At 68.0% G+C, this 15,372-nt stretch carries 16 protein-coding genes; 6 read left to right on the forward strand and 10 right to left on the reverse strand.

The features are described from left to right. The first annotated feature begins 160 nt into the window (after nt 1–160). Complete coding sequence (locus DOL89_RS13295) at nt 161–343, forward strand: hypothetical protein (RefSeq protein ID WP_119679582.1); 183 nt, start codon at nt 161–163, stop codon at nt 341–343. A 294-nt stretch (nt 344–637) separates the two neighbouring features. Further along, nucleotides 638–781: a hypothetical protein gene (locus DOL89_RS24930; RefSeq protein ID WP_162937507.1), complete on the forward strand. Its 144-nt coding sequence runs from the start codon at nt 638–640 to the stop codon at nt 779–781. Between the two features lie 282 nt (nt 782–1,063). Here the strand turns inward: DOL89_RS24930 and DOL89_RS13300 are convergent, their stop codons facing one another. From DOL89_RS13300 to DOL89_RS13315, 4 genes are read right to left on the reverse strand one after another with little or no spacing between them, the layout of a single operon-like run. Next, a complete protein-coding gene (locus tag DOL89_RS13300; RefSeq protein ID WP_119679583.1) occupies nt 1,064–1,606 on the reverse strand; it encodes a hypothetical protein in 543 nt (180 codons plus the stop codon). Then, complete coding sequence (locus DOL89_RS13305) at nt 1,603–3,087, reverse strand: alkaline phosphatase family protein (protein WP_119679584.1); 1,485 nt, start codon at nt 3,085–3,087, stop codon at nt 1,603–1,605. The genes DOL89_RS13300 and DOL89_RS13305 overlap by 4 nt, the downstream gene beginning before the upstream one ends. Next, the gene (locus DOL89_RS13310) at nt 3,084–3,950 is read right to left on the reverse strand and encodes a DUF6895 family protein (protein ID WP_119679585.1); all 867 of its coding nucleotides are present in this window, start codon (nt 3,948–3,950) and stop codon (nt 3,084–3,086) included. The genes DOL89_RS13305 and DOL89_RS13310 overlap by 4 nt, the downstream gene beginning before the upstream one ends. Nucleotides 3,951–3,957: 7 nt before the next feature. After that, the gene (locus DOL89_RS13315) at nt 3,958–4,368 is read right to left on the reverse strand and encodes a hypothetical protein (RefSeq protein ID WP_119679586.1); all 411 of its coding nucleotides are present in this window, start codon (nt 4,366–4,368) and stop codon (nt 3,958–3,960) included. Nucleotides 4,369–4,713: 345 nt separating this feature from the next. Here DOL89_RS13315 and DOL89_RS13320 point away from each other — a divergent pair, with 345 nt between their 5' ends. Further along, complete coding sequence (locus DOL89_RS13320; protein ID WP_162937508.1) at nt 4,714–5,775, forward strand: patatin-like phospholipase family protein; 1,062 nt, start codon at nt 4,714–4,716, stop codon at nt 5,773–5,775. Between the two features lie 3 nt (nt 5,776–5,778). Here the strand turns inward: DOL89_RS13320 and truA are convergent, their stop codons facing one another. The 4 genes from truA to rmuC form a co-directional block, all read right to left on the reverse strand. Continuing rightward, entirely contained in the window at nt 5,779–6,519 is a 741-nt protein-coding gene (truA, locus tag DOL89_RS13325) for a tRNA pseudouridine(38-40) synthase TruA (RefSeq protein WP_119679588.1), read from the reverse strand. Nucleotides 6,520–6,525: 6 nt separating this feature from the next. Beyond that, the gene (gene fmt, locus DOL89_RS13330) at nt 6,526–7,452 is read right to left on the reverse strand and encodes a methionyl-tRNA formyltransferase (RefSeq protein WP_119679589.1); all 927 of its coding nucleotides are present in this window, start codon (nt 7,450–7,452) and stop codon (nt 6,526–6,528) included. Nucleotides 7,453–7,624: 172 nt separating this feature from the next. Then, nucleotides 7,625–8,137: a peptide deformylase gene (def, locus tag DOL89_RS13335; RefSeq protein ID WP_119679590.1), complete on the reverse strand. Its 513-nt coding sequence runs from the start codon at nt 8,135–8,137 to the stop codon at nt 7,625–7,627. A gap of 112 nt (nt 8,138–8,249) precedes the next feature. After that, nucleotides 8,250–9,773: a DNA recombination protein RmuC gene (gene rmuC, locus DOL89_RS13340; RefSeq protein ID WP_225889796.1), complete on the reverse strand. Its 1,524-nt coding sequence runs from the start codon at nt 9,771–9,773 to the stop codon at nt 8,250–8,252. A 185-nt stretch (nt 9,774–9,958) separates the two neighbouring features. Here rmuC and DOL89_RS13345 point away from each other — a divergent pair, with 185 nt between their 5' ends. Next, nucleotides 9,959–11,740 (forward strand): DUF4153 domain-containing protein, encoded by a 1,782-nt coding sequence (locus tag DOL89_RS13345; protein WP_162937509.1) that lies wholly within the window; start codon nt 9,959–9,961, stop codon nt 11,738–11,740. 6 nt (nt 11,741–11,746) lie between these two features. On the opposite strand, the gene DOL89_RS13350 is transcribed toward DOL89_RS13345, so the two are convergent. Next, nucleotides 11,747–12,946 carry an NAD-dependent epimerase/dehydratase family protein gene (locus tag DOL89_RS13350; protein ID WP_119679592.1) on the reverse strand — a complete coding sequence of 400 codons (1,200 nt, stop codon included), beginning with the start codon at nt 12,944–12,946 and terminating at the stop codon, nt 11,747–11,749. 143 nt (nt 12,947–13,089) lie between these two features. Between DOL89_RS13350 and DOL89_RS13355 the strand changes: the two genes are divergently transcribed. Both DOL89_RS13355 and DOL89_RS13360 read left to right on the forward strand, forming a co-directional pair. Then, nucleotides 13,090–14,091, forward strand: a complete 1,002-nt coding sequence (locus DOL89_RS13355; protein ID WP_119679593.1) for a glycosyltransferase family 4 protein — start codon at nt 13,090–13,092, stop codon at nt 14,089–14,091. A gap of 64 nt (nt 14,092–14,155) precedes the next feature. Further along, nucleotides 14,156–14,725 carry a PAS domain-containing protein gene (locus DOL89_RS13360; protein WP_162937510.1) on the forward strand — a complete coding sequence of 190 codons (570 nt, stop codon included), beginning with the start codon at nt 14,156–14,158 and terminating at the stop codon, nt 14,723–14,725. A 1-nt stretch (nt 14,726) separates the two neighbouring features. Here the strand turns inward: DOL89_RS13360 and recR are convergent, their stop codons facing one another. Then, nucleotides 14,727–15,320, reverse strand: a complete 594-nt coding sequence (gene recR / locus DOL89_RS13365) for a recombination mediator RecR (RefSeq protein ID WP_119679595.1) — start codon at nt 15,318–15,320, stop codon at nt 14,727–14,729. Nucleotides 15,321–15,372 lie beyond the last annotated feature (52 nt).

Raw genomic sequence — 15,372 nt, forward strand, 5'->3', positions numbered from 1 at the left:
GTATTCAGATGCCGACCCGGATAGCGGGGATAGCCCGGCCGATTCCGGCCCATCCGAAAGAGCGCAGCATTTCAGCCGTGCGCCGCCGCCGGTCTATCCGGTGGGAGCGGTTGGAGGCCGCATCTGTTGACCTGCATCTCACGCTACAGGGTTGCCAAACATGAAGAACCCTTTTCTCAGCCTGTGGCTCAGTCAGGCCAATGCCTGTGCCGGCGTGGTGCGCGGCTTCTGGGCCGGCGAAATGAAGCGCCAGCAGACCGCCATGATCAGCGCCATGAGCGGAAAGGCCGGAGCCAAGCCCCGCGCCAAGGGCAAGAAGCGCCCGAGCCGGAAGTCCGGCTGACCTCCCGCATCTGAAACATGTCTTCGCCCAATTCCGGACGGCTGCCCGATTCCGGACAGTGTCCGCTGTCCGAAAATGAACAGTGCGTTGGGATGCAAGTGGCGGGATCGTACAAGAGCGTGGGCAAATCAGCGAAATTGTCGCGGCCGATTATCCGGCATTCGCTCCGCGCGTCTGAAAACCCTGGAAAATACCGGACTTCGGGAAGTTGGCACGGCGGTTGCTGATAAGGGGATATCCCAGGGCGACGGACCAGACGGTCCAGCCCGCAACCAGCAACCGATGGAGTTTCCGATGACCATGATCGCCACGAACCCCCGCCCCTCCATGCTGTCCAGCCTGATCTCCCGCCTGCCGGCCGCGTCCGACCTGCTGGAGACCGTGCCGGTCCTCTCCGCCGCCATCGTCATGGTCGTGACCCTGAACGGGCTGTTCTGATCGATGCCGCGGGTCGCATGAAGCGGGCGGGCCAACCCGCCCGCAAAAGACCAACCCGAGAAAACGCTGAGTTTCTAAAGCACTCATATTCCGGCAGCAGACATTTGCGGCAATGTGCTCGAATGCTGGCCGGCGGACCAGTGGAGCAGCACGGAATCCACGATCCCGGCTGGCGTGTACCGTCATCGGCGGAGAGGATCTGAGGATGCCGGCATGGCCATGTTCCTCCGCTCTGCCACAAGGAGACCGGGCGCAAGGCCGAATAGCCCTGGCCCGATCAGTTTATCTGCGACCGCGGGACCGCCGCTCCGGTTCCACCGGCTCTCCCCAGCGGGTCAAGCCATGAGCCGTCGGGTGCGGCGCCGGGCAGCCTTCCGTGGCAAGACGGGCCTTCTTGCCCATGAAGCAGCCGCAGAGCCCGCAGACCTTCCGTTCCCGGAAAGCCGCCCGCCCTGCCGCTTGCATCAGGCCGGACGGGGCGTCCTGGAAGTGCACACACCCGCCGCAGGCCTGGAGCCTGCGCTCATAGGTATCGGCATCCACCACCCCGAACCCGGCGCGCGCCCACCGCCAGAAGGCCGCGGCCGCAGTCGCGGCAAGCTCCGCCGGCGGAGGGCCGGCTGCGGCATTCCGGGCCTGCACGGCCCGGGCCTGGGCGTCGATGCAGGTCCGCAGCTCCTCCAGGGACCGGGGCTTGGCATATAGCTCGCCGATATGGTCCGGATCGGCGAAGATGCCGGCCATCACCTCCGGCGCCACCTCGTCCGGCAGTCCGGCCAGCCGCCGCAGCTCGGCCCGTGCCTTGTCCAGCGCCTCCCCGCTCACGACACCCCCGCGGCCCGTGACGCCTGAAGCTTGCCGCTGACCTTCTGAAGGTACTGCCCCGCCTGCCCGCGGGTCTGGATCGCCGCCACCTCGGCCTTGATCGCCGGATGCTGCGCGGGTGGGGACATCTGCAGATCCTGCACCATCGCCACATGCAGGAAGCCCGGAATGTTCCCGGCATTGGCGGTGGAGTCGGGATCGGCGGCAGGCCGCGGCGGCACCGCGCCCGGCACGGCCGGTTCAGGCAGCGTGGTCGGCGCGTCGGTGCGTGGCGTGGAGAGGGAGAGCAGCGGCAGCACCGTGTTGGCCGCCGCATCCCGCGCCGTCAGCGGCGCCATCCCGAACAGTTTCTCCACCGTGGCAAGGATGGAGGTGTGGTCATAGACGCGGCTGTCGATGGTGTTCGCCGGGATCAGGGGGGAGATGACCACCGCCGGAACGCGGATACCGTACTGCTTGAAGTCGAATCCATACTGGTTGTAATCGCGGGACGCACCGTCGTCGGGCGCCACGGCGGGCGGCGGCGCCACATGGTCGTAGAAACCGCCATGCTCGTCATAGGTGACGATCAGCAGGCTGGTCTCCCAATGGGGGGAGTTGCGGATCGCCTCGTAGGTCGCCTTGATCAGCGCCTCTCCATTGGCGACGCCGTCCAGCGGATGCTGGGAATTGCCGTACTCGTAGGTGCCCTTGATCACGTCGCCATAGTTCGGCTCGATGAAGGTGTAGGCCCAGGGATAGCTGGCCCCGGCGATATCGGTCGCGAACCGGGAATAGCTCTGGATATCCGTATGATGGATGCCGGCCAGCGCGCCGGAGACCGGGAAATGGTCGCCTGCATAGATCCGCCAGCCGAAGCCGCCCTTCGCCTTGCCCAGCGCGTCGAAGATCGTGCCGTTCGGGAAGGAGAAGCCGTCGAAGCCTTCCCATTCCAGGATCTCCGACGTGGACGGGCTGTGGTCCAGCCCGCCGGAGGAGGCGGCATAGACGAAGAACCGATTCGGCCAGGTCGGGCCGGGGATGGAGGAGAACCAGCTATCGCAGACGGCGAACTCCTTGGCGAGCGCGTTCAGGACCGGCAGCGCGTCGGGCGTGAAGCCCTGCATGATCTGGCCGTAGTCGCCGGCGGGAGCGCCGCCCTCATCCTCGGGCTGGGCAACGGCGTAGTCGCTGACGAAGCCGCTGTTGTCGATGGGCGGATAGGGTCCGCCGGCCGGATAGGCCGCGCCGTGCCCGCACAGCTCCTCCACCACATTCAGAAATTCATGGCCGGGATCGACCGGCATGGCGACGGGTGGGTTCGTGCCCACCGCGTAGCTGATGCCCTGGTAGCTGTTGGACGCGGTCGCGGCCGGCCCGTTCACGCTGGCGGGCTGGCCGGTCACGGCGTCGGTTCCGGTCAGACCGGAATGGCCCAGCATATGGTCGAAGGACCGGTTCTCCAGCATGAGGACGAAAACATTGGTGATGTTCGGGGTCATGGCTGATTCCAGGCTGCTGGAAGCGCCGCATCGGCAAGCGCCGCCAAGGAGATGAGGGTCGGGTGGTATCGGCTGTCGAAGCCGGGATCGGTGCTGCGCGGGTCGATTGGAATGCTGCCCTGCTCCGCCGCCACACGAGCCAGATGCCCGATGCCGGTCCGGTAGTCGGGGGGGCCCCCCGCACCCGCCCAGGCCATGCCGGCCAGAAGCTCGGCGGCGATATCGAAATAGCCGGCGCCGAGGCGGGCCAGGGCGCAGTCGCCCGCCCAGCCATGCAGAAGGTCCCGCTGCTCCGGCGTCCATGCCGCCGCGCGCCAGCCGAAGCCGGTTGCGAAGAAGACCGCATGGGTCAGATCGTAGAGTGGCGACAGGCTCGGCCGCACCCGGCACCGGGCAGCCGCCTTGTCCAGGGCCGTCAACGCCTCGGCCCGGCAGTCCCCGATCCCGGAGATGTCCAGGACGAAGCTCCGCGGCAGGGACGGCGGCATGGCGTGCAGTGCGGCCTCGACACTGTTCCGGAAGGCGAAGCGCCTTCCGGCTGCCCGCTCCATCATCGGAAAGACGCAGACCAGATCGGCGGCCGACGGCATGGCCGCGATCCGGCCCCAGTCCCATGCTGCCGCAAGCGCCTGCACTTCCGGCCAGAGGCGGTCGGCAAGCCGCTCCGCCCAGGGAACCAGCGCCCCGCCCGCCGGCCTTTGCCGGGGTCCGGTCAGCGCCGCCAGGATGATCGCCAGCTCCGCCAATGGCTTCACATCGCGGAGTCTGGCGGCTGCATCCCGTGGCGCTGGCCGGAACCGGTCGAGATGATCCTCGATCCAGGCGCACAGGACGCCGGCCGCTTCATGCGGACACGGCATCATGCACCGTTCAGGAGTTCACGGTAGACATGCCGGTCGAGCAGGCGCCGGACTGCTCGAACATGTAGAAGCTGGAGGTCGAGACCGTGAAGTACAGTGACGCGCCGCTGTCGTCGGAGTCCATGGTGCACTGCTTGGACGGCTGCTGCAGCGTGCCTTCGGTCTGATAGGTGCCGGCATTCGGGCCGTCCAGAACCTGGACGCGGCAGTACCAGTAGTCGTTGCCGCTGCGGAACACGCCGGTGTTGTGGCCGGCGACCAGCGGACCGGCGGACGCGCCGGGAGCCGTGATCACGGGGCCGCCGGCCGGCCAAACCTGCACGCCGTCATCGCTGTACTCATGCGAGAAAGAGATGATCGCATTTCCGCCGGTGTTGTTGATCACGTAGATGTTGGCGCTGTTGTTGTAAGAGTCGGACATGATTGATCCCCTGTTTATGATCACATTATCAGCATTTTGCCTGATGTATACAGGGCACGCTTTCTCTTATTCAGAGTGACGCACCCTGAATTCTCTGACCAGTACGGTTGCAACTGCAAATCGCCTGGACGCGCTGAACTTATGTCAAAATTGCCTTAGATGCTAGCTTTGATTTTTGTCGTGCTGGGTTAAAATTCTATTACGTGTATAAGGCATATGCTCTCAAGTGCAGACACGGTTCGGAGGAGCGGCAAGGGCACAGGCTGCTCCTGTCGGGATTGGCCCCGGCGGCCGGCTGGGCTACTCTCGCGGCCCGCTGCAGCGCACACATCCCCGGACCCGCCCATGCCAAGCCCGCTTCGTATTCTCGCCGGCCCCGAAGCCAGGGCCCGGATCGCGAAGGACGGGCTGCATGAGGATCTGTTCGACGTGGTGGCGGGGGCCAGCGGCGGGCCGAAATGGCTGGCGCTGACGCGGCTGGACCGGGCCGTCTTCGGCCATTGGTTCCGCACCCGCACCCGACCGCTGTCGATGGTGGGCAGCTCCATCGGCTGCTGGCGCTTCGCCTGCGTGGCGCAGCGGGACCCGGCGGCGGCCTGCCAGCGCTTCGAGGAGAATTATCTGGCCTATACGGTGGAGGCCCCGGTCACGCCCGCGATCCTGACCCGGCATTGCCGGGAGTTCCTGGAGGTGATCCTGGAGGGCGATGCGCGGGAGCAGATCCTGACCCACCCGTCCATGCGCCAAGCCATCCTGGCAGTGCGGGGCCGGGGGCCGGCGGGCCGCGCGCATCCGCTGGCCATGGGCACCGGCCTTGCCGCGGCCGCCATCGCCAACGCCGCCAGCCGGCGCAGCCTGCCGCTCTTCTTCGAGCGCACCCTGGTCTATGACGACCGCAGCCCGCCGCCCTTCGATCTGGCGAAGGGCTTCCGCACCATATCGGTGAAGCTGACGGCGCAGAACATGGAGGCGGCACTACTCGCCACCGCCGCGGTGCCCTTCGTGTTCGAACCGGTGCTGGAGCTGCACGGCGCCCGTCCCGGCCTGTATCTGGATGGCGGCATCATGGACTACCACCTGGACATCCCGTTCCAGGGGGACGGGCTGGTGCTGTACCCGCACTTCTCGGACCGGGTCATTCCCGGCTGGTTCGACAAGTTCCTGAAGTGGCGCAAGGCCGATCCGCGCAACCTGTCCCGTACCGTGCTGGTCTGCCCGAGCGCCGAGTTCATCGCCGGCCTGCCCGGCGGCAAGATCCCCGACCGCGCCGACTTCAAGCGGATGCCCACCGCCCAGCGCCTGCTCGCCTGGAAGCGGGCCGTGGCGGAGACCCAGCGGCTGGCCGACATCTGGCACGAGGCGCGGGAAAAGGACCGGCTGGCCGACCTGGTCGAGCCGCTGTGCTGAGCGTCAGTACCAGGCTTCGGTGAAATAGAGCCCGTCCGGCGGGGCCGTGGGGCCGGAGGCGGAGCGGTCGCGGGCCTCCAGCGCGCGGGTGACGTCGTCCGCCGTCCAGCGCCCTTCCCCCACCAGCTTCAGCGTGCCCACCATGTTCCGCACCTGATGGTGCAGGAAGGAGCGGGCGCGGGCGGTGACATGCACCTCCTCCCCCACCCGCGCGACGGCGAGCACGTCCAGCGACTTGTCCGCCGACCTGGCCTGGCACTGGCTGGCGCGGAAGCTGGTGAAATCGTGCCGCCCCACCAGCCTCTGGGCCGCCGCATGCATGGCCTCGGCGTCCAGCGGCGGCATCACATGCCAGACCCGGCCGGCATCCAGCGCCGGCGGGGCGCGGCGGTTCAGGATGCGGTAGAGATAGGCCCGGCCCAGGCAGGAGAAGCGGGCATGGAATTCCGGCTCCACCGGTTCCGCCAGCAGCACGGCGACGGGATCGGGGCGGAGATGGAAGTTCAGCGCCTCCCGCAGCTTCGGCCCGGTGATCGGCCGGTCCAGGTCGAAGCTGGCCACCATGCCCAGCGCGTGGACGCCGGAATCGGTGCGCCCGGCCGCGTGCACCGTCGGCGTTTCCCGACCGAAGGCGGCCAGGGCGCGCTCCAGCGCCGCCTGCACCGACGGCCCGTTCTCCTGCCGCTGCCAGCCCACGAAAGGCCGGCCGTCATATTCCAGGGTGAGTTTCCAGCGCTGGGTCATAGTGCTTCACACCGCGATCCGCTCCCCCACCGCATGGGGGAAGCCGCGGAGGAAGTCCGCCCCTGCCACCGGCCCCTTGCCCGGCCGCTGCACGGTCAGCAGCCGCACCGCACCCTCGGCGCAGGCCACCGTCAGGTCACCGGCCAGCAGCGCGCCGGGCTCCCCCCTTCCCGCCGCCGGCTCCGCCGCCAGCACCTTGATCTTCTCCCCGTTCGCGGCGTCGAACCAGCAGCCGGGCCAGGGGGTGAGGCCGCGCACCTGCCGGTCCAGTTCCGCGGCCGTGCGGCTGAAATCCAGCCGGCCCTCCTCCTTCGCCAGCTTGGCGGCATAGGTGACGCCCTCCTCCGGCTGGCTGGCACCCTTCAGCGTGCCCGCAGCCAGCCCGTCCAGCGCCGGCACGATCAGCTCCGCCCCCTGCGCCGCCAGGGCGTCGTGCAGCTCGCGGGCCGTCATGCGGGGGCCGATGGGGACGGCGCCCTTCAGCAGCATGTCGCCGGTGTCCAGCCCGGCATCCATCTGCATGATGGTGGTGCCGGTCTCGGCATCGCCGGCCAGGATGGCGCGCTGGATCGGGGCGGCACCGCGCCAGCGCGGCAGCAGGGAGGCATGCACATTGATGCAGCCCAGCCGGGGCGCATCCAGCACCGGCTGCGGCAGGATCAGCCCATAGGCCGCCACCACCGCGGCATCCAGCCCCAGCGCCGCGAAAGCCGCCTGCTCCTCCGCCTTCCGCAACGATTTCGGGGTGCGCACCTCGATGCCCAGCTCCTCCGCCCTGCGGTGGACGGGGCTTGGCTGCAGCTTGTGCCCGCGGCCGGCGGGCCGGGGCGGCTGGCTGTAGACGCACACAACCCGATGCCCCGCATCCACCAGGGCGTTCAGGATGGACACGGAGAAATCCGGCGTGCCCATGAAGGCGAGGCGAAGGGGCATGGAGGGGGCTCCGGTCTTCTGGAACGGTTGCCTGCCCTCTCCGCCCGTCATCCCGGCGAAAGCCGGGACCCAGGGGCCGCATGTACCGCCCTTTGGGCTCTGGGCCCCGGCTTTCGCCGGGGTGACGGGTGGATAGCGGTCGGCTCCGGGTGGCGGGTATGGGATGGGCGGCTTACGCCTGCCGCTTCAGCTTGGTCATCTTGCGCATGATCATGCTGCGCTTGAGCTGGGACAGGTGGTCGATGAAGAGGATGCCGTTGAGGTGGTCGATCTCGTGCTGCACGCAGGTCGCCAGCAGCCCGTCGGCCTCCATCTCCCGCACCTCGCCGCCGCGGTCCACATAGCGGACCTTGACCTGGGCGGGGCGGGTCACGTCGGCATACACCTCGGGGATGGAAAGGCAGCCCTCATTGTAGGTGGACTGCTCCTCCGACCTCCACACCACCTCCGGGTTGATCATGGCGACGGGGTTCGGCTTCTCGGTCTTGTGGTCGGCCACGTCGATGACGATCAGCCGCTCCAGCAGCCCGACCTGCGGGGCGGCCAAGCCGATGCCGGGCGCCTTGTACATGGTCTCCAGCATGTCATCCGCGAGCTTCGCCACCCGTCCGTCGACATTGGCGATGGGCGCGCAGACCTTCTTCAGGCGCGTATCGGGAACGATGAGGATGTCGAGCAGGGCCATGGACGCGGGATTCCAGCTAGGTGCGGATTTCGACAGGGCAGATAGGACCAACGGGCTACGCCGTCAAGCAATGGAGCGGTGAGGCTGGAATGCGATTTCCCTGTGCCCCGGCCTACTCCCCCGCCCGCGTGCCGATCATGCGCAGCTCCGCCGCCTGCGGTTCGCGCGGGGCGTGGTCGAGCTGGTCCAGTTCGGGCAGCTCGGCGGTCTCCGGAGCGGCCTTCAGCTCCTTGAACTTGCGGGCGGTGACCAGCACGCGGGTTTCCAGCGTTCCCACCGCCTTGTTGTAGCAATCCACAGCCTGCCCCAGCCCCTTGCCCATCCGGTTCATGTGCCCGGCCAGCACGCCCAGCCGCTCATAGAGGTCGCGGCCGAGCTCGGAGATTTCGCGGGCGTTTCGGGCCAACTGCTCCTGCCGCCAGCCGTAGGAGACGGCGCGCAGCAGGGCGATCAGGGTGGTGGGGGTGGCGGGGATCACCGACTGGTCGATGCCGGCCTCGATCAGGGCCGGGTCCTGCTCCAGGGCCGCGGAGAAGAAGTTCTCCCCCGGCAGGAACATGACCACGAATTCCGGCGCCGGTTCGAACTGCGCCCAGTAGCGCTTCTCCCCCAGCCCCTTCATATGGTCGCGGATGTGGCGGGCGTGGCGGGCCATGTGGGCAGTGCGGGCGCCGTCCTCCGTGGCGTTGGCGGCGTCCAGGAACGCCTCCAGCGGGGCCTTGGCATCCACCACGATGCTCTTGCCGCCGGGCAGGTTCACCAGCAGGTCGGGGCGCAGCCGGCCCTGCTCCCCGGCGTCCACGCTGACCTGCTGGGCGAAGTCGCAATGTTCCAGCATGCCCGCCATCTCCACCACCCGGCGGAGCTGGATCTCGCCCCAGCGACCGCGCGTGTTGGGGCTGCGAAGTGCCCGGACCAGATTGGTCGTTTCCGCCCGCAACTGGCCCTGGCTGTCCATCAGGCTGGCCACCTGCGTCTTCAGCTCGGTATAGGCGCCGATGCGCGCCTGCTCCAGCGCCTGGATGGCGCCGTCGAACTTCTCCAGCCGCTCCTTCACCGGGGCGACCAGCTCGCCGATGGCCTGATGGCGCTTCTCCAGCTCGCCCTTGGCGGTCTCGTTGACCTTTTCCAACTGCGCCTGGGCCAGCGCCAGGAAGTTCTGGTTGTTGCTGGCGAGCGCATCCGCCGACAGCGCCTTGAAGGCGTCGCCAAGGCGGGTCTGGGCCTGGTCGATCAGAGCGATCTTCTCCGCTGCCGCCGCCCGCTCCTGCCGCAACTGCTCATGCGCCTGGGCCAGGGACTGGCGGGCGCTGGTGAGTTCGGCGCGCAGCTCCCGGTTCTCCGCCTCCAGCCCGGGCACCCGCACGGCCGTGGTCTCGGCCGCCGCGCGGGCGGCGCGGTCATCGGCATGGGCCTCCTGCATATCGGCCAGCAGCCGGTCGCGCTCCACCGCCTCCGCCTTCAGCTCCTCGATCTGGCGGAGGGCGAAGTCGGCCTCCGCCTCCGCCGCGGCGCGGGCGGCATCCTGCTCGGCAATCCGGCTGCCAGCCCAGAGCCGGACCAGGATGAAGACCAGCACCGCCGCAATGCCGGCGCCGAGGGCCAGGGACTGCGGCTCGACCGCAAAAGGCATCATGAAAGGGGCACCCCGAATCGCGAGGTCCCCATGCTAACGGAAAGTGGACGGATTGTGAACGCCGGGAGAACGCGCGCAATCCAAGGCGGAATTGGTCCATGCGCACCATGGAATTGCCATTCCTTGTCCTTGCTGCGCGCAAAACACGCGCTGAAGATCGTCCGATCCGATCATGGGAGGGGACGATGTCCGTCATCGCGCCGGCCGGGGAGCCGTACAGGACCGACCGATTTCTGCAGGCCGCAGCCGATCTGGTGCGGAGGTTCCCGGTGGCCCTGGTTGGCGTGCTGCTCTGGACCGGCTTCGCACTGGCGGATGCGCATCTGGGGGAAATCTACAGTGAGGCGATCCGGGCCGCCGAACGCCACATCCTGATCGCCGCCTTCGCCCTGTTCGCCTGGGGCACGGCCGGGCGGTTGATGGCGGAGCGTGGGGGCTGGTCCTCCGTCCGAACCTGGGCGGTGATGCTGGGCGGGGCAGTGGGGACCTATGCCGCCGCCATCGTCGGCGGGACGGAAGGGCACGAGATGCTGCTGCTGGCGGCCGCCCTTGCCCTGCTGATCGTTACCGCGGCGGGGCCGGGTCGGGCCGGGTTCGACGGCCGCTTCTGGACCGCCAACGCGGCCATCGTGGTGCATGCCGGGATCGCCATGGCCGCGGCATTGCTGCTGCTGGGCGGAACGATGCTGCTGCTGGTCGGGGTGAAGCAGCTCCTGGGGCTGGACATCGACGAATGGGCCTTCGAGAACACGGCCATCCTCTGCGTGCTCGGCTTCGGGCCGGCCCTGGCCCTGGCGGCCTTGCCGCAGGCCGACGATCCCGCCCCGCTGGGCGCCACCGAGCTGCGGGTGCTGACCTTCCTCAGCGCCGGCATCGCCGTGCCGCTCTGCACCGCCTATCTGCTGCTGGTCTATGCCCAGTTCGGGCGTTTCCTGCTGGCAGGCTCGGTGCCCGCCAATGAGACCGGCTGGCTGGTCAGCCTGTTCGGCACGGCCGGCATCGTGACCTGGATGATGGCGACCGGCAATGGCGAGACCGGGCGCTGGCCGCATGTGGCGCTTTACCGCCGCCTGTTCTTCCCGACGCTGGCGGTGCCCGCCGGCGTGCTGGCCTATGCGCTGTATCTGCGGGTGGCGGCCTATGGCTGGACGCCGGAGCGGACGGTGCTGGGGCTGGTGGTGGTCTGGTTCGCCCTGTCCATCCTGTGGTGGGCGACGCGGCGCTGGACCGGGCTGGGCATGCGGGCGCTGGTCGTCATCCTGGCCGCGGGCAGCGCCATCACGTCCATCGGGCCGTTGTCGCTGAGCGCCGTCACCGTGCGCAGCCAGTTGGGCCGGCTGGAAACGGCGCTGGCCGATGCGGGACTGCTGCGGGACGGGGTGCTGACCATTCCCGCGCAGGGTTCCGGTCTTGCCGATATCGGGAAGGTGGCCTCCCCCCTGGAGGCGATCCGGCAGGCAGCCGGCGGGGAGTATGAGCTGCCCTGGCCGGGGGCCGGCACGGTGGCCGACCTTGCCCAGGCGACCGGGGCGGACCTGCAGCCCGCTCCGATGGGGCGGGACCTGGTCCAGTACGGCTATATCCCGCCGTTCCAGCCGGGTCTGGAAGTTCCCGAAGGGACACGGTTTGCCCGTACCATATGGCTGGACACGCAGGCTGGAAACGCCGCCATCCTCTCCGCCGCGTATCCGGTGGATATCCGTCTCGCCGCGGATGGGAACAGTCTGCTCGTCGATCTCGGCGGGGCGGAGGCGGAGCGCATCGGTGTCGGCGAGCTGACGGGCCGGCCAACGGTGCCGGATGAACGAGGGGAAGCGGCGTCCAGCCATCCCATCACCCGCTCCGGCCCGGCCGGGACGATCACCTTCTACCCGCTCTCCGCCGAGGCGTTGGCGGGAGAGGATGGTGACACGCCGCAGCTCCGCACCATCGAACTGCTGGTGCTGTTCGCGCCGTCCGGACGTTAGGTGCGCCTACTCCGCCGCCTGCTGGGCGGCAGCGCCGGCGACGTCCTGCACCCAGCGGCTGGTGCAGACGATCCGGTTCCGGTCGCAACGGTCGGCGTATCGCTGGGCTACCGCGATCACCTCGTGCATCAGCCCCTCCGACAGGAAGGTGGGATTGAGGCCGAGGCCGATCAGCCCGGCATTCTCCACATCCAGGTCGTTCTCCGGCGCTTCCTTGCGCGGGTTGTCCAGATGCTCCACCGGCACGCCGGTGCGGGTGGAGACCAGGGCGGCAAGGTCACGCACCCGGTGACATTCGGTCATCTGGTTCATGATCCGCACCCGGTCGCCGCGCTTCGGCGGGGACAGGGCTGCCAACTCGATGCAGCGCACCGTGTCGCGGATATGGATGAAGGCCCGGGTCTGGCCGCCGGTGCCGTGAACGGTCAGCGGATGGCCGATGGCCGCCTGCATCAGGAAGCGGTTCAGCACCGTGCCGTAATCGCCGTCATAGTCGAAGCGGTTGATCAGCCGCTCATCCATGTCGGTTTCGGGGGTGCTGGTGCCCCAGACGATGCCCTGGTGCAAATCGGTGATCTTCAGCCCGTCATTCTTGGCGTAGAACTGGAAGAGCTGCTGATCCAGGCACTTGGTCATATGATAGATGCTGCCCGGATCGGGCGGGTACAGCATCTCGATATCCGCCTCCGCCCCGCCGGAGCGCAGCGTGGCCTCCACATAGCCCTCCGGCACGCGCAGGCCGCGGGCCTTGCCGTAGCCATAGACGCCCATGGTGCCAAGATGCAGCAGATGGGCGTCGGGGGCGGCCTCCACCATGGCGCAGAGCAGGTTGTTGGTGGCGTTGACATTGTTGTCGACGGTGTAGCGCTTGTGGTGCCGGCTCTTCATCGAATAGGGTGCGGCGCGCTGCTCGGCGAAATGCACGACGGCGTCCGGCCGCTCCGTCCGCAGCAGCTCTTCCAGCGCTTCATAGTCGCGGGCGACATTGAGGTTCCTGAACTCGATCTCCCGCCCGGTCAGCTCCCGCCAGGCGTCCAGCCGTTCGTCCAGGGACCGGATGGGGGTGAGGCTCTGAACGCCAAGCTCGCCATCGGTCGCGCGGCGGACCAGATTGTCGACGATCACCACCTCGTGCCCACGGGCGGAAAAATGAAGCGCCGTCGGCCAGCCGCAGAAACCATCGCCGCCTAGAACCAGGACCCTCATGAGCACTCCCCGTGTTGAAAGCCGGACATACCCTTGCAACGATATCGGCAATGAATAGGAACCGGGGATGGGCTGCAATATAACCAACTGCCTGTCACAAAAAAGAAAACGACTTTTGGTCTAGCCAGTAAGTAGCCCACCTCATGCGAATTCTGATCCCGACCGATGCGTGGACGCCCCAGATCAACGGGGTGGTGCGCGCCCTGTCCACGACCATTGCCCATCTGCGGGACATGGGGCACGAGGTCCTGCCCATCGGTCCCGACCGATTCCGCACCGTTCCCGCCCCCAGCTATCCGGAGGTGCGGCTGGCCCTGTTTCCCGGGCGGGAGATCGGCCGGATCATGGACGGGTTCCGTCCCCATGCCGTCCATATCCCCGTCGAAGGCCCCATCGGACTGGCCGCGCGCCGGCAATGCCTGAAGCGCGGCTGGCCCTTCACCACCAGCTTCCACACGCGGTTCGGCGACTATTTCGCCCAGAACCTGCATATCAGCGCCGCCGTGCCCTATGCCTTCCAGCGCTGGTTCCACAATGCCGGCAGCGGCTTCATGGTCCAGACCGACACGCTGGCGCGGGAGTTGGCGGCCCGCGGCTTCCGCAATATCAAGCGCTGGAACCGGGCGGTGGATACGGAACTGTTCCAGCCCCTGGGCGACCGCGACTTCCTGAACCTGCCGCGCCCCATCTTCATCAATGTGGGCCGCGTCTCGGCGGAGAAGAACCTGGAAGCCTTCCTGAAACTGGACCTGCCCGGCAGCAAGGTCGTGGTGGGCGACGGGCCGCAGCTTTCCACCTACCGCGCCAGATATCCGGACGTGCATTTCCTGGGCTACCGCACCGGCCCGGACCTTGCCCGGTACTTCGAGGCCGCGGACGTGTTCGTCTTCCCCTCCCGCTTCGAAACGCTGGGGCTGGTCAGCCTGGAGAGTCTGGCCTGCGGCACGCCGGTGGCTGCCTTTCCGGTGCCGGGGCCGCTGGACGTGATCGGGAACAATCCGGTTGGCGTCCTGTGCGAGGATCTGCGCGCCGCCGCGCTGAAATGCCTGGAAATCGACCGGGCGACCTGCCGCAGCTATGCGCTGACCTTCTCCTGGCGGAAATGCACCAAAGAGTTTTTGGACAATTTAGCGCCCATCCATTGATGGAGTTGCGAATATCAGATGCAGCTTATAGATTGCCCCTCTCTTCCCGCGGCGGTGAATGGAAATGAGTTCCTCGATCGCCGATGCAGTGGGCAATGGCCCGCTGAAACGGCTGCTGAATCTCTGGTGCCGGGAAAGCCTGGCCCATGGCGGCATCCCGCCAAGATCGGCGTTTGCCCCTGAAATCCTGGGACCGTACCTGCTGCCCTGCATGTTCATCTATGAACGGCGCAGGGAAGCGGACGGCCGGGTCCGGTTCTTCTGCCGCGTTGCCGGCGGCAATCTGCGCGCCGCCTTCCGGCAGGAGGGCACCGGCCGCTATCTGGATGAGCTGATCCCGCCGGACTGGCTGGAAAACCGGGTGAGAATATTCAGCCGGTGCGTCGACGGGGGCCTGCCCCTGCTGATGACGGGGCATCTGGTGGCCGAAGGAGTGGAATGGCGGCCCTACCGGCGCTTGCTGACGCCGGTCCGCGCGCAGGACGGGGATGTGCAGCTCCTGGGCGGGATCGTCTTTCCCCGCCATGGGGAGGAGCAGGGAGGCAGGCCCTGTCCCCCGCCCGGCGGAAAGGTCCTCGTCACGGCGGCCACGCCCGAGGATATCGCCGCGCTGGCTGCGGCGTCGCCGGACTGAGTCAGAGGCTGCGCCGCGCCCGGAAGGCCGCGGTCAGGGTGCCGTCGTCCAGATAGTCCAGCTCGCCGCCCACCGGAACGCCATGGGCGAGGCGGGAGATGGCGACGGCGCAGGTGGAGAGGCGGTCGGCCAGGTAATGGGCCGTGGTCTGTCCGCCCACCGTGGCGTTCAGGGCCAGGATGACCTCCTTCACCTGCGGCTTGGCCGCCCGTTCCATCAGGCCGGGGATGGCGAGGTCCTGCGGGCCGATGCCCTCCAACGCCGAGAGGGTGCCGCCCAGCACATGGTAGAGCCCGCGATAGGCACCCGACCGCTCCATGGCCCAGAGATCGCCGACCTCCTCCACCACGCAGAGCATGGTGCGGTCGCGCGACGCATCCGTGCAGACATGACAGGGATCGTGGCTGTCCAGGTTCCCGCAGACCGAGCAGGTGCGGATGGTGGCCGAGGCCGCCGCCAGCGCTTCGGCCAGCGGGTCCATCAACCCTTCGCGCTTCTTGATAAGGTGCAGCGCCGCCCGCCGGGCGGAGCGCGGCCCCAGCCCCGGCAACTTGGCCAGGAGCTGGATCAGGCGGTCGATTTCAGGTCCGATCATGGGCAGCTGGAAGAAAAGAGGACGCTCGTCATTTTGCCCGCATCATATGGTG

Source organism: Indioceanicola profundi, from assembly GCF_003568845.1.
In the GTDB taxonomy this organism is placed as follows: Bacteria; Pseudomonadota; Alphaproteobacteria; order Azospirillales; family Azospirillaceae; genus Indioceanicola; species Indioceanicola profundi.